The 13,474-nt window shown below is 71.8% G+C and carries 15 protein-coding genes; 8 read left to right on the top strand and 7 right to left on the bottom strand.

Annotated elements, in window-relative coordinates; translation table 11 throughout:
- Positions 1-142: 142 nt before the first annotated feature.
- The 4 genes from ABFX81_RS14800 to ABFX81_RS14785 all read left to right on the top strand — a co-directional run bounded on the left by ABFX81_RS14800 (position 143) and on the right by ABFX81_RS14785 (position 3,587).
- Positions 143-736, top strand: coding sequence for a dihydrofolate reductase family protein (locus ABFX81_RS14800; protein WP_086853931.1), 594 nt, complete (start codon positions 143-145; stop codon positions 734-736).
- 73 nt (positions 737-809) lie between these two features.
- Positions 810-1,742 (top strand): GNAT family N-acetyltransferase, encoded by a 933-nt coding sequence (locus tag ABFX81_RS14795; protein WP_086853929.1) that lies wholly within the window; start codon positions 810-812, stop codon positions 1,740-1,742.
- A gap of 44 nt (positions 1,743-1,786) precedes the next feature.
- Positions 1,787-2,590, top strand: a complete 804-nt coding sequence (locus tag ABFX81_RS14790; protein WP_086853927.1) for a TIM barrel protein — start codon at positions 1,787-1,789, stop codon at positions 2,588-2,590.
- A gap of 280 nt (positions 2,591-2,870) precedes the next feature.
- The gene (locus ABFX81_RS14785) at positions 2,871-3,587 is read left to right on the top strand and encodes a GNAT family N-acetyltransferase (protein ID WP_086853925.1); all 717 of its coding nucleotides are present in this window, start codon (positions 2,871-2,873) and stop codon (positions 3,585-3,587) included.
- Positions 3,588-3,845: 258 nt separating this feature from the next.
- On the opposite strand, the gene rbsD is transcribed toward ABFX81_RS14785, so the two are convergent.
- From rbsD to ABFX81_RS14760, 5 genes are all read right to left on the bottom strand, one after another.
- The gene (gene rbsD / locus ABFX81_RS14780) at positions 3,846-4,235 is read right to left on the bottom strand and encodes a D-ribose pyranase (protein WP_086851540.1); all 390 of its coding nucleotides are present in this window, start codon (positions 4,233-4,235) and stop codon (positions 3,846-3,848) included.
- Positions 4,232-5,134 (bottom strand): PfkB family carbohydrate kinase, encoded by a 903-nt coding sequence (locus ABFX81_RS14775; protein WP_086851543.1) that lies wholly within the window; start codon positions 5,132-5,134, stop codon positions 4,232-4,234. The genes rbsD and ABFX81_RS14775 overlap by 4 nt, the downstream gene beginning before the upstream one ends.
- A gap of 74 nt (positions 5,135-5,208) precedes the next feature.
- Positions 5,209-7,158: a substrate-binding domain-containing protein gene (locus ABFX81_RS14770; protein ID WP_086851545.1), complete on the bottom strand. Its 1,950-nt coding sequence runs from the start codon at positions 7,156-7,158 to the stop codon at positions 5,209-5,211.
- Positions 7,148-8,692 carry an ATP-binding cassette domain-containing protein gene (locus tag ABFX81_RS14765; protein WP_086851548.1) on the bottom strand — a complete coding sequence of 515 codons (1,545 nt, stop codon included), beginning with the start codon at positions 8,690-8,692 and terminating at the stop codon, positions 7,148-7,150. Before ABFX81_RS14765 ends, ABFX81_RS14770 begins: the two co-directional genes overlap by 11 nt.
- Positions 8,689-9,756: a substrate-binding domain-containing protein gene (locus ABFX81_RS14760; RefSeq protein WP_086851550.1), complete on the bottom strand. Its 1,068-nt coding sequence runs from the start codon at positions 9,754-9,756 to the stop codon at positions 8,689-8,691. The genes ABFX81_RS14765 and ABFX81_RS14760 overlap by 4 nt, the downstream gene beginning before the upstream one ends.
- 223 nt (positions 9,757-9,979) lie before the next feature.
- Here ABFX81_RS14760 and ABFX81_RS14755 point away from each other — a divergent pair, with 223 nt between their 5' ends.
- Complete coding sequence (locus ABFX81_RS14755) at positions 9,980-10,345, top strand: cupin domain-containing protein (RefSeq protein ID WP_086851552.1); 366 nt, start codon at positions 9,980-9,982, stop codon at positions 10,343-10,345.
- A 372-nt stretch (positions 10,346-10,717) separates the two neighbouring features.
- Positions 10,718-11,368 carry a dihydrofolate reductase family protein gene (locus tag ABFX81_RS14750; protein WP_086851554.1) on the top strand — a complete coding sequence of 217 codons (651 nt, stop codon included), beginning with the start codon at positions 10,718-10,720 and terminating at the stop codon, positions 11,366-11,368.
- Positions 11,369-11,375: 7 nt separating this feature from the next.
- Here the strand turns inward: ABFX81_RS14750 and ABFX81_RS14745 are convergent, their stop codons facing one another.
- On the bottom strand, positions 11,376-12,164 hold the full coding sequence (locus ABFX81_RS14745; RefSeq protein ID WP_346138155.1) for an MBL fold metallo-hydrolase: 789 nt from the start codon (positions 12,162-12,164) through the stop codon (positions 11,376-11,378).
- Between the two features lie 88 nt (positions 12,165-12,252).
- On the opposite strand from ABFX81_RS14745, the gene ABFX81_RS14740 reads away from it, so the two are divergent.
- The gene (locus ABFX81_RS14740) at positions 12,253-12,846 is read left to right on the top strand and encodes a CGNR zinc finger domain-containing protein (protein WP_346138154.1); all 594 of its coding nucleotides are present in this window, start codon (positions 12,253-12,255) and stop codon (positions 12,844-12,846) included.
- A 34-nt stretch (positions 12,847-12,880) separates the two neighbouring features.
- Positions 12,881-13,141 carry a hypothetical protein gene (locus ABFX81_RS14735; RefSeq protein ID WP_086852363.1) on the top strand — a complete coding sequence of 87 codons (261 nt, stop codon included), beginning with the start codon at positions 12,881-12,883 and terminating at the stop codon, positions 13,139-13,141.
- Positions 13,142-13,160: 19 nt separating this feature from the next.
- Here ABFX81_RS14735 and ABFX81_RS14730 read toward each other — a convergent pair whose 3' ends face one another.
- The gene (locus ABFX81_RS14730) at positions 13,161-13,352 is read right to left on the bottom strand and encodes a hypothetical protein (protein WP_346138153.1); all 192 of its coding nucleotides are present in this window, start codon (positions 13,350-13,352) and stop codon (positions 13,161-13,163) included.
- Positions 13,353-13,474: the final 122 nt, after the last annotated feature.

Raw genomic sequence — 13,474 nt, 5'->3', positions numbered from 1 at the left:
TGCCGGCCGTGCGGAGGTGTTCGCCGCGGGCGTGACGTGGCGTACGGACCCACCGGCGATGAGTTTCGCGTCCTGCCCAGGTCTGTAGTGCGTCATCGTAAGAAACCGTCATCGCACGAACGAGAAAAGCGGAGTGAGTCCCATGCGCATCGTCATCACCGAGTTCATCAGCCTGGACGGCGTCGTGCAGGCCCCGGGCGGGCCGCAGGAGGACACCGACGGCGGCTTCGCGCACGGCGGGTGGTCGCATCCGTACTTCGACGAGGAGGTGCTGGGCGGCGCCTTCGACGCGGGGCTGGCCGGGGCCGAGGCGCTGCTGTTCGGGCGGCGTACGTGGCAGACCATGGCGGGCGCCTGGCCCGAGCGGGCCGGGGACCCGTTCGCCGACCGGATGAACTCCCTCAAGAAGTACGTCGTCTCCAGCACGCTCGGCGAGGCCGACCTCACCTGGAACAACACCTCGCTCATCCCCGGCGACCAGGCCGTCGCCCGCATCCGGGAGCTGCGTGAGGCCGAGGGCGGCGACCTCGCGATGATGGGCAGCCCGACGCTCGTGCGCACGCTCCTGTCCGAAGGCCTGGTCGACGAGCTCCAGCTCATCGTCATGCCGGTGCTGCTGGGCGGCGGCAAGACGATCTTTCCCGACGACGGTGGCAAGCGCCCGATGGAGCTGGTCTCGACGACCACCGCCAAGACCGGCGCGCAGGTGTGCGTCTACCGGCCGGCCACCCCCTAGTCCCGGAGGTCCTGGACGTCTAGGCTCGACCCACGGGAATCTCTGACTGAGTCAAGCATCGGGGGTCGTGGCCATGACCGTCCAGGACATCCGCTCCTTCAACCGCTTCTACACGAACGTGATCGGCGCGCTCGACTACGGCCGTCACCTCTACGCCCCCTACACCCTCACCGAATCCCGCGTGCTCTACGAGCTCGCCCACGCGCCGCGCACGGACGCCGCCGACCTGCGGGCCCAGCTGCACCTGGACGCCGGGTACCTGAGCCGCATCCTGAACAGGTTCGAGGAGGACGGGCTGGTCGAGCGCGGGCCGTCCGAGACGGATCCGCGCCGCCGCAGTGTCGCCCTCACCGGGCGCGGCCGGGAGGCAGCCGCGCTCCTCGACGAGCGGGCGCGCGAGACGGTCGGGGCACTGCTGGACACCGTGCGCGCCGAGGACCGGCCACGGCTGGCGGAGGCGATGCGGACCGTCCGGGAGATCCTGGGCGAGGGCCTGGCGCCACGTCCCGAGGACGTCGTCCTGCGCGACCCCGCCCCCGGCGACCTCGGCTGGATCGTGCAGCGCAACGCCGCGCTGTACGCGGCCGAGTACGGCTTCAACCTCGACTACGAGGGCCTGGTCGCCCGGATCGTCGCCGAGTACGGCGAGGACCACGACCCCCATCTGGAGCGGACGTGGATCGCCGAGCTGGACGGCCGGCCGGTGGGGTGCGTGATGTGTGTACGGGACGACGTGCCGGGTGCCGCCCGGCTCCGGCTGCTGCTCGTCGAGCCGGACGCGCGTGGCCTGGGCATCGGGGACCGGCTGGTCGGGGCCGTGGTCGGCTTCGCGCGCGAGGCCGGATACCGCGAGGTGGTCCTGTGGACCAACGACATTCTCGCCGCGGCCCGCCGCATCTACCAGCGCCACGGCTTCGTCCTCGTCGCGGAGAAACCGCACCGCTCCTTCGGCCAGGACCTGGTCGGCCAGGACTGGCGACTGGATCTTCTCGCAACACCCGAGTGACGAAGGGGAGTCGCCGGCGGGGGTGCCGGGTAGGGTCCGTCCACATGAAGCTGGCGTTCTCCACCCTCGGTGTCCCCGGCCTGCCCCTGCCCGACGTCCTGCGGCTCGCCACCGCCCACGGCTACCACGGCGTGGAACTGCGCGCCCATCCCGAGGAACCGGCCCACCCCGGCCTCGGCCCCGCCGAACGGGCCGATGCCGCGGCCGAGTTCAAGGGGTCGGGCGTAGAGATCCTGGGCCTGGCGGGCTACGCGCGCGTCGCCGCGCCGGGCGACGACGAACCCGTCCTGGCCGAGATCCGCTCCCTCCTCGACCTGGCCCGCGACCTCGGCGCCCCGTACATCCGGGTCTTCCCCGGCGGCGACCTGGACGTCCAGACCCCCGAGGAGGCCGACGCCACGGCCGCCCGGCGGCTGGGCACGGCCGCCGAGTACGCGAACGACCTGGGCGTGCGCATCCTCCTGGAGACGCACGACTCGCACCGCACCGCCGCCGACGCGATGCGCGTCCTCGGGCTGGTCGGCCACCGCCAGGTGGGCGCGCTGTGGGACGTGATGCACACCTGGCTGGGCGGCGAACAGCCCTCGGAGACCTACGCGGCGCTCTCCCCGCACCTCGGCTACGTCCAGGTCAAGGACATCGCCTCCGCCGAGGACACCACCCCCCTGCCGCTCGGCGCCGGCGTCCTGCCGCTGGCCGAGTGCGTGGAGGTCCTCTCCCGGCACGGCTGGGACGGCTGGCTGTGCTGGGAGTACGAGAAGCGCTGGTACGAGTCGGCTCCCGAACTGCCCGGCCTGCTGAAGGCGGGCCACGAGCATCTGAACCGGCTGCTGAACGACTCGGCGTGACGGGGCGCGGGGCGCCGGCGCCCTCCCGGTGAGGTCGGATCACACGGAACAGGTCGGCGGTGGCGTGGACGCCGGTGAGGTCCTCGACGGAGCGGAGGTTGTCGCACAGGGCCTCCAGCACCGAGCCGGCCTCGCCGACGAGACGGGCCTGCCCCAGAACCTGTGACGAGGCGAAAGATAGCCTGGCCCATCACCGGTCGCTCCCGGGAGGACCCCGCCACGGCCCTCGCCGAGGACGGGGAACCACCGGCCGGCCGCGCACAGGGGGAGGCACAGCACGATGACGAACGGCGACAGCGGTGACACCACTGCACTCGACGACCCGGTGGGCGAGTCGCTGCGCGGCCGCCATGCGGATCTCGGCCGCCGGGCCGGCCGGGCCGCCACCTACCTGCCGGAGGTCGCGACCTTCTCGGCGGTACCCGCCGAGGCGGACGGGGCGGACTGGGCCGATCTCGCACGGCTCCTCGGCCGGGACGCGTTCGCCGACATGTTCAGCTGCCCGGCGACCCCACCGCCGGACTGGGAGCCGGTTTTCGTCCTCGAAGGCCGCCAGATGTTCTGGCCCGCCGACCGCCGGCCCGATGAGGCCCATGCCGCCGCGACCGGCACCGACGTGGTCGAACTGGGCGAGGCCGATGTGCCCGAGATGCTCGACCTGGCCGCACGAACCCGACCCGGGCCGTTCTGGCCGCGGACCCGGGACCTCGGCACCTACCTCGGCGTCCGCGACGGAGGCACGCTGGTGGCCATGGCGGGCGAGCGCCTCCGCCCTCCGGGATGGACCGAGATCAGCGCCGTCTGCACCGCCCCCGAGGCACGCGGGCGAGGCCACGCCATCCGCCTGGTCACCGCCCTCGTCACCCGCATCCTGGCTCACGACCGACGCCCCTTCCTGCACGTGGCCGAGACGAACACCGAGGCGATCGCCCTCTACGAACGACTCGGCTTCACCAGCCGCAAGCACGTGACGTTCCGGGGCTTCCGCACCCCGTGACGGTCCAGGGGGCAAGCTGTCCGGCAAGAATCCGGCAAGAAATTCTTACCTGACCGTGCAACCCTTTCTGCCCTACGCGGGTCGTACATGGCGTCAGGACTTTCTGGAGGGGGATCTGGGGGGATCGCGGGGGTTCTGACGGGAGGGGAAAGCCGAGGGGGCCCGGTCGACAGACGGGCCCCCTCGAAGCCGTTCCGGGCACTGGCTCAGCCGCCCGGAGCCGCCGGAAGAAGACAGCCGTCCGAAGGAAGACAGCCGTCAGAAGAAGACGCCGCACCTCAGCAGCACGTTCGCGTACGGCCGTGCCTCGCCCGTGCGGACCACCAGCCGGGCCCCGGCCGACAGCTCCTTGAGCCGCTCGTGCGACACCAGGTCCAGCGACGGGAAGTGCCCGTCCAGGAGGTCCGAAGCCTCCTGGTTCGCTTCCCGCACCTCCGTCGCCGCCGTCGCCCCCTCGACCACCAGCTCGGCCAGCAGCCCCTCCAGCACCTCGGCGAACGACGGCACCCCGGCCCGGAAGGCGAGGTCCACCACCCGGGGGCCGTCGGGAATGGGCATGCCCGCGTCGCACACCAGCACCCCGTCCCCGTGGCCCAGCTCGGCCACCGCACCGGCGAGATGACGGTTCAGTATTCCGTTCCGCTTCACAGCCCGGCGACCTCCGCAGCCGTCGGGAAGGACGCCTGCGCGCCCTCCCTCGTCACGGTCACCGCCCCGACCCGCGCCGCGTACGCGGCCGCCTCCACGAGGGACTCACCGGCCCCCAGCCGGAAGGCCAGCGCGGCGGTGAACGCGTCACCCGCGCCGGTCGTGTCCACGGCGCTCACCTTCACGGACGGCACCCGGGAGACACCCTCCGCCGAGGCGACCAGCGCGCCCTCCCCGCCCAGCGTCACGACCACCGACCGCGGGCCCTTCGCGAGCAGGATCCGCGCCCAGTCCTCCGGGCTGTCCCCCACGGCGGCCGAACCCAGGATCACCTTCGCCTCGTGCTCGTTGACGATCAGCGGGTCGCACGCCGCCAGCACCTCCCGCGGAAGGGGGCGCGGCGGCGAGGGGTTCAGCACGAAGCGGCTCTCCGGCGCCAGGTTCCGTACGACCTCCACCACCGTCTCCAGCGGGATCTCCAGCTGCGCCGAGACCACCCGGGAGGCGTGGAAGAGGCTCCCGGCGGCGCTGACGTCCTCCGGGGCCAGCCGGCCGTTGGCGCCCGGCGAGACCACGATGCTGTTGTCCCCGGACGGGTCGACCGTGATCAGCGCGACCCCGGTCGGCGCGCCGCCCACCAGGACGCCCACCGTGTCCACGCCGGCCGAGCGCTGCGAGTCGAGCAGCAGCCGGCCGTACGCGTCGTCGCCGACCCGGGCCAGCAGAGCCGTACGTGCCCCGAGCCGGGCGGCCGCGACCGCCTGGTTCGCGCCCTTGCCGCCCGGGTGGACGGCCAGGTCGGAGCCGAGCACGGTCTCGCCGGCACCGGGCCGGCGCTCGACACCGATCACCAGGTCGGCGTTGGCCGACCCCACGACCAGGAGGTCGTAGTCGTACATGAGTCGTCTCCCCACATGAGTGACATGGGCGGGCGGCCCCACCAGCGTGGGTGACCGCCCGCCGTTCCCCGATGTCAGCCGCTGAAGCCGGCCACGTTCTCCTTCGTGACCACCTTCACCGGCACCTTCACCGTCTCCTCGACCTTCTTGCCCTGAAGTGCCTTCAGCGCGTTGTCCACGGCGATCTTCCCGAGCTCGGACGGCTGCTGCGCCACGGACGCGTACAGCGTGCCGCCCTCGACCGCCTTCAGTCCGTCAGGCGTGCCGTCGAAGCCGACCACCGAGACCGACTTGCCGGCCTTGGAGCCCAGCGCCTTGATCGCGCCGAGCGCCATCTCGTCGTTCGCGGCGATGACGCCCTGGACGTCCGGGTGGGCCTGGAGCAGGTTCGACATCACGTCGAGGCCCTTGGTGCGGTCGAAGTCCGCGGGCTGCTGGGCCACGACCCGGATGCCCGGGTAGGCCTTCAGGCCGTTCGCGAAGCCCTGGGCGCGCTCGCGGGCGGCGGAGGTGCCCGCCTGGCCCTGGAGGATCACGATCTTGCCCTTGCCGCCCAGCTTGTCGGCGATGCTCTTCGCGGCGAGTTCACCGCCGGCGACGTTGTCGGAGGCGACCAGGGTGGCCGTCTTCGCGTCGTTGACGACGCGGTCGACGGCGATGACCGGGATCTTCGCCTGGTCGGCTGCCTGCACCGAGTTGCTCGCCGCGTCCGAGTCGACCGGGTTGACTATGATCGCGCCGAGTCCGGAACTGGTGAAGTTCTGGAGCTGGTTGGCCTGCTGGGAGGCGTCGTTCTGCGCGTCCGTGACGGTCAGGTCCACGCCCAGCTTCTTCGCCTCGGCCTGCGCGCCCGCCCGGATCTGCACGAAGAAGGGGTTGTTGAGGGTGGACAGCGACAGGCCCATCTTCGGGGCGCTCGCGGAGGAGGAGCCGTTGTGCAGGAAGGACGTGGCGCCGACGATCGCGACGGTGACGACGGCCGCGAGCGCGTAGGTCGTCGCCTGCTTGCCCTTGCCGCCGCCCGCGCCGCCCGCGACCGGGGTCACCCCGGCCTTGCGGCGCGCGGTGTCGAGCAGCACGGCCAGCGCGATGACGACACCGATGACGACCTGCTGCCAGAACGCTGACACGTTCAGCAGGTTCAGCCCGTTGCGCAGCACGGCCAGGATCAGCGCGCCGATCAGCGTGCCGGACGCCTTGCCCGTGCCGCCGGCCAGGGACGCCCCGCCGATGACGACCGCGGCGATCGCGTCCAGCTCGTAGCCGTCGGCGGCCTGCGGCTGCGCGGAGGAAAGGCGGGCGGCGAGGACGACACCGGCGACGGCGGCGAAGACGCCCGAGAAGGCGTAGATCGCGAGCTTCTGCTTCTTCACGCGCAGGCCGGACAGCCGCGCGGCCTCCTCGTTGCCGCCGATCGCGTACATCGAGCGGCCGATGTACGTCCGGCCGAGCACGAACGCGGCGATCAGGCCCATCACGACCATGACGAGCAACGGCACCGGCAGCCAGCCGCCGAGCGTGTCCCCGAGGCGGGAGACGGAGTCGGGGAAGGCGATCGGGGTGCCCTCGGAGATGACGAGGGACAGGCCGCGGGCCGCGGACAGCATCGCGAGCGTCGCGATGAACGGCGGCAGCTTGCCGTAGGAGATCAGGACGCCGTTGACCAGGCCGCAGACGATGCCCGTCGCTATGGCCAGCAGGACGGCGAGGAACACGGGGACGCCCGCCGAGGTGGCGCTCCACGCGAGGACCGTGGCCGAGAGCGCGGCGACCGAGCCGACCGACAGGTCGATGCCCGCCGAGACGATCACGAAGGTGACGCCGAAGGCGAGGATGGCGGTGACGGCCGCCTGGATGCCGACGTTCAGGAGGTTGTCCGTCGTCAGGAAGTCGCCCGACAGTGCCGACATCGCGACGACGAGGACGATGAGCGCGGTGAGCGCGCCGTTGTCGAGCAGGAGACGGCGCAGGCCGCCGGAGGCGCCACCCGCGCCCGTCGTGCTCTTGAGCGTGTCAGTGGCCACGGGAGGCCTCCGTTCCGCTGGTGGTCGTGATCGGGGTCGTGGTCGTCGGAGTGCTGACGGCGAGTGCCATCACGGTGTCCTGGGTCGCCTCGTCGGCGGAGAGCTCGCCGGCGATCCGGCCCTGCGCCATGACCAGCACCCGGTCGCTCATGCCGAGCACCTCGGGCAGATCACTGGAGATCATCAGGACGGCGGCACCGGCGGCGGTGAGTTCGTTGACGAGCTGGTAGATCTCGACCTTGGCGCCGACGTCGATGCCGCGCGTCGGCTCGTCGAGGATCAGCACCTTGGTGTCGGCGAGCAGCCACTTGCCGATGACGACCTTCTGCTGGTTGCCGCCGGAGAGCGTGCGCACGTGCTGGCCGAGTCCGGCCATCCGTACCCCGAGCTGCCCCGCGATCCGCTCGGCGGCCTCGCGCTGCCCCTTGAGGTCGACGAGCCCCGCCCGGGTGGCCGAGCGCAGCGTCACCAGGCCGAGGTTCTCCTCGACCGACGCGTCCAGCACCAGGCCCTGGCCCTTGCGGTCCTCGGGGATGAGCCCGATGCCCGCGGTCATCGCCGCGTTGACGTCGTACTTGAGGACGGCCGAACCGGCGACCTTCACGGCCCCCTTGTCGTAGGGGTCCGCCCCGAACACGGCCCGTACGACCTCCGTACGGCCGGCGCCGACCAGTCCGGCGATGCCGACGACCTCGCCGGCGTGCACCTCGAAGCTGACGTCGTGGAAGACGCCGTCGCGGGTGAGTCCCTCGACGGACAGCAACGCGGCGCCGCGATCGGCCCGCTCGCGCGGATACTGCTGTTCGATCGAGCGTCCCACCATGAGCCGGACGAGCTCGTCCTCGGGCGTGGCGGCGGGCACCTGCCCGACGCTCCTGCCGTCCCGGATGACCGTCACCCGGTCACCGAGTGCGGCGATCTCCTCCAGGTGATGCGTGATGAACACGATCCCGACGCCGTCCTCGCGCAGCGTGCGCACGATCGCGAAGAGCTTGTCGACCTCCTCGGAGGTGAGCACGGCGGTCGGCTCGTCCATGATGAGCACGCGCGCGTCGAGGCTGAGCGCCTTGGCGATCTCGACCATCTGGAGGCGGGCGATACCGAGTTCGCGGACACGCGCGCGTGGCGACACCTTCACGCCCACGCGTGCGAGGAGGACCTCGGCGTCGGCCTCCATCCGCTTCCGGTCGATCACCCCGAACCGGCGCGGCTGCCTCCCCAGGAAGATGTTCTCGGCGACCGTCAGATCCGGAACGAGGTTGAACTCCTGGTAGATGGTGGCGATCCCGAGCCGCTCGGAGTCCTGCGCACCGTGGATGCGCACCTCCTCGCCGCCGACCAGGATCCTCCCGGCGTCGGGCGTGTAGGCGCCGGAGAGCATCTTGATGAGGGTGCTCTTGCCCGCGCCGTTCTCACCGAGCAGCACGTGCACCTCGCCCCGGCGCAGGTCGAAGTCCACGCCGTCCAGCGCGACCACACCCGGGAAGGTCTTCCGTATGCCCTCGATGCGCAGCAACTCGTCCGCGTTGCTCACGTGTGGCTCCTGTTCTCAGCGGGGGGCTGCACAGCGGGGGCCTGTGCAGAGTCCGGCTCCGGGGAGGCCGGATACGGCTCGCCGCACGAGCGGCGTGCGACGAGCCGGGCGGGGAGGGTGACGGACTCGCCGGGCCGCCCCTCGATCCGGTCGGCCAGCGCGCGCACGGCGGCCCGCCCCAGCTCGCCGGTCGGCTGGGCGATCGCGGTGATCGGCGGATCGGTGTGCACGAACCACGGGATGTCGTCGAACGCGGCCAGCGCGATGTCGTCCGGCACGCGCAGGCCACGCGCGCGTACGGCGTCCAGAGCGCCGAGCGCCATCAGGTTGTCGGCCGCGAACACGACCTCGGGCGGCTCGGCCAGGTCGAGGAACCCCTCGGTGACCCGGCGCCCGCTCTCGGCCTGGAAGTCGCCCTGCCCTATGTAGGCGTCGGGCAGGCCGAGCCCGTACTCCTGGAGGGCCTCCCGGAAGGCCTCCACGCGTTCGCGTCCGGTCGTGGTCGCCGCCGGGCCCGCGATGATCGCGACCCGCCGGTGCCCGAGCCCGTAGAGATGCGCCACGAGGTCCCGCACGGCGGCCCGGCCGTCCGCCCGGACCACCGGCACGTCCACGCCCGGGATCCACCGGTCCACGAACACCATGGGCGTTCCCGCCCGCGCGGCGTCCAGCATCAGCGGCGAACCGCCGTCCGTCGGGGAGACGAGCAGCCCGTCGATCCGCCGGTCCAGCAGGTTGCGTACGTGGTGGTCCTGGAGGTCGGGCCGCTCGTCGGCGTTGCCGATGATGACGCTGTAGCCGAGCGCGCGGGCCTCCTCCTCGACGGAGCGGGCCAGCTCGGTGAAGTAGGGGTTCATCACGTCGCTGATGACCAGGCCGAGGGTGTGGGTCTGGTCGGTGCGCAGGGAGCGGGCGACGGCGTTCGGGCGGTAGCCCAGGGACTCGACGGCGGCCAGGACGCGCGTGCGCGCGTCGGCGCTGACCGACGGGTGGTCGTTCAGGACGCGCGAGACCGTGGCGACCGATACGCCCGCCTCGGCAGCGACGTCCTTGATGCTGGCCACCGCCGCTCCACCTCCTTGTGGATCAGTCGTGGGAGCACTTGCTGAAGCGCTCGTGGAATCGATTACATCGACGGGTGGATGGAATCGATTACACGCCGGTAAATCAAGACCCCGAGGGCAGCTCTTGACCGGATCGTGATGTCGCGGGCGGCTCGGCGGCGGTTCAGGGTGGAAGGAGAGGTCCGTTGTCGCGAGGCCCAACCCGGGCCGGAGCGGAGGAGTCATGACGGCGGCGACCCGGAACGACGTACCCGTCGCACTCGAGGGCGACGGCGTGGAACTGCGCCTCATGCCGATCGGGGGCGGCATGTCGGTGGGCTACATCAGCCTGCCCCAGGGCACGGACATGGGCCCGGCCCTCAAGGGTCTGCCCGACGACGCGTGCCAGTGCCCCCACTGGGGCTATCTGCTGAAGGGCCGGATCAGGATGCGCACGGCCTCCGGCGAGGAGGAGTACGAGGCGGGCCAGGCGTACTACTGGGGCCCCGGTCACGTCCCGTTCGCCCTGGAGGACAGCGAGTTCGTGGAGTTCTCCCCGAGTGAGGACTTCCAGCAGGTGATCGAGCACGTGGCCGCGCAGGGCGGGTGAGGCGGGGGAGCGGTCTGGACGGTGAGTTGCGGGAGCCGGACGGGCCGGTGTGGCCGGAGGGACCCCCGACGGGCCGGTGAGCGGGAACCCCTGACGGGCCGGTGAGCGGAACCCTTGACGGGCCGGTGAGCCGAGGAAGCCGAGGGACCGTCGAACAGCCGGAGGCACTCGGGCCTTCGGTGAGCAGAGGGGGCCGACGCGCCTTCGGTGAGCTGAGAGAGCCGATGGACCACCGGTGAGCCGAGAGAGCCGCGGACCACCCGTTTGCCGAGAGAGCCGACGGACCACCGATGAGCGAAGGAAACCGCCGGGCCGCCGATGAGTTTCGCCGGCCCGGGCGGTCCACCCCTCGTCGACCACAGGAGGAACGCCGTGCCCCACCAGCTACTGCGAGTGCAGAACTTCAACGTCTCGAGCGACGGGTTCGGTGCCGGAGAGCACCAGAGCTTGGAGCGCCCGTTCGGTCACGCCGACCCGGGACAGATGTTCGCCTGGGCCGGCGCCACGGCGAGCTGGCCCAACCGCACCGACCCCGGCGGGAGCCGCGGTCTCGACGACTACTTGACGCGCGACTTCGCCAACAACATCGGCGCCGAGATCATGGGCCGCAACAAGTTCAGCCCCCATCGCGGGCCGTGGCAGGACCACGAGTGGCGGGGCTGGTGGGGCGACGAGCCGCCGTTCCATACGCCGGTGTTCGTCATGACCCACCACGAGCGCCCCTCGTTCACGCTGTCCGACACCACGTTCCACTTCGTCGGCGGCGATCCGGCCGACGTCCTGGAGCAGGCGCGCGAGGCGGCCGGCGGCAAGGATGTCCGGCTCGGCGGCGGGGCGGCCACCGTCCGGGAGTTCCTCGACGCCGACCTGGTGGACACGCTGCACGTGGCGGTCTCGCCCGACGTGGTCATCGGGTCCGGCTCACGGCTCTGGGAGTCCCCCGAGGAACTGTTCGACCGCTTCCACTGCGATGTGGTGCCGAGCCCCAGTGGGGTGGTCCATCACCTGTTCTGGAGGAAGTGACGGCAGGTCAGGCGTCCTTGCTCCAGTCCAGCCGGTCGGCGAGCCCGGCGGCGGTGAAAGCGGCCTCCAACTCGTCGCGGCCCTCGGTGAAGTGGGCCCAGCTGTCGTAGTGGACGGGGACGACCCGGCGGGCGCCGAGGATCCGCGTGGCCTCGGCGGCCATGGCGCTGTCCAGGACGATGACCTTTCCGTCGAAGACGTCGGCGAAGCGCGGTGCGCCGGCGAAAAGGATGGCGGTGTCCACCGGGGCGAAGCGCTCGGCGACCTCCTTCACCGCGTCCAGTGAGGCGTTGTCGCCGCTGACGTAGACGGTGGGCAGGCCCTCGCCGGTCAGGACGAAGCCGACGACCTCGCCGCAGATCGGCTCGACCTCCTCGCGGGGGCCGGGGCCGTGGATGGCGGGGACGCCCGTGACGGTGACCGTGCCGCCGTCGGGGCGGTCGAGCTCGACGGACTGCCAGTCGGCCAGGCCCGTGGCCTTCGCGCCGAGGCGCTGTCCGCCCCCGGGGGTGGTGAGGGTGAGCGGGACGTCGGCGAGCAGGGCCCGGCCGGAGGTGTCGAGGTTGTCGGCGTGCTCGTCGTGGGAGAGGAGCACCACGTCGACGGGGCCCAGTTCGGCGGGCGAGGCGGCGGAGGGGGCGGTCTTCGTCAGGACCACGGCGGGCGCGGGGAAGTCACCGGGGCCGTCGAAGGTCGGGTCGGTCAGGAAGCGCAGGCCGCCGTACTCGAAGAGGGCGGTCGGGCCGCCGAAGACGCGGACAGGGAAGGGGGTGGTCGTCGCGGGAAGCGCAGACATGAAGGAAACCTCACGGATAGATGCGTTCGAACCGTGAGACGACCGTAGCTGCTTCTCACGGATACAGGCAAGCCGTACCATGAGAGGTATGCAGGAGCCCGTGATCGACCAGCCCGCCCCGCCGCCCGCGCAGGGCGAGGAGGAGCACCCCTCGCTCGCCCTCGTCAACAGCGCGATCGCGCTGCCCGGCGGGCACACGGTCGATCTCCTGGGCACCCCCGCGCAGACGAACCACTGGCTGACCCAGCGCGGTCTCGCCCCGGTCGACGCCGGCATGCGGGAGATGTGCGCGACCCAACTGCGCTCCCTGCGCGAACAGATCAGATCGCTGTTCGCCGCCCGAGCCGAAGGCCTGCCCGCCCTCCCCGCGGCCGTGGCGGCCGTCAACGACGCGATGACCCGGGTCCCCACGGCCCCGCTGCTGCGCTGGGACGACAAGACCGGCCCCTACCGCACGGCCCCCCACCCCACCACCGCGATCGTCGACCTCGCCCTGGCCACCCTCGCCGCCGATGCCGCGGACCTGCTCACGTCCCCCGACGCCGAGCGCCTCACCGCCTGCGGCTCCCCGCCCTGCAACCGCTACGTGCTCCGCCACGGCCGCCGCCAGTGGTGCTCCACCCGCTGCGGCGACCGCGCCCGGGCGGCGCGGGCCTATGCCCGCCGCAGCACCCCGCGATGACTCGATCGCTTCGCTCATGTGGGACGGTTCGACCATGACCAGCGACTACGACCGTCTGCGTAACGGCATCGAGTTCATGACCGCCTACGTCTCCGGCAACGACCTGCTGACGGCCTACGTGACAGAGCGACGGCGCGAGGACCCCATGGCGAACGAGGCCCTTATGGACGGGGCGGCGGCCCTCTGCGCGCTGTTGCTGCGCAAGATGGCCCGGGATACCGGAAAGACCGAGCACGAGCTGCTCCAGGAACTGGCCCGCGGCACCCACCGGCACGAGCGGCAGTCCGAAGAGTGACTCCGATCCTCGGTCAGAGTCATGGCGACGGGGCACACCGTGCCCCTCTGCTCTCCGCCACCCGCTTGACGTCCCGCAGGGACTCGGTGAGCCGCAGGGCCAGATAGCGCAGCTCCGCGCTCGTCACGCGGCGTTCCGCGAGGAGTGCGGCGGCGTGGCCGAGAAGACCGTCCGCCATGTCCAGCTGTACGGCTTCGATGTCGTCGGCCAAGCGTGAGACGTATCCGGCCCCGTCGCCCACGAGGTAGCACGGCCTCCCGTCGACAGTCGTCCAAGGCAGCAGCCGCCCGGCCATCACGCGCTCACTTCCGCCGCCAGGTAGGGACGGACCAG

The organism is Streptomyces coeruleofuscus, assembly GCF_039532725.1.
GTDB lineage: Bacteria > Actinomycetota > Actinomycetes > Streptomycetales > Streptomycetaceae > Streptomyces > Streptomyces coeruleofuscus.
Note: the sequence above shows the minus strand (reverse complement) of the source record. Positions and strands in the feature narration are given on the sequence as shown.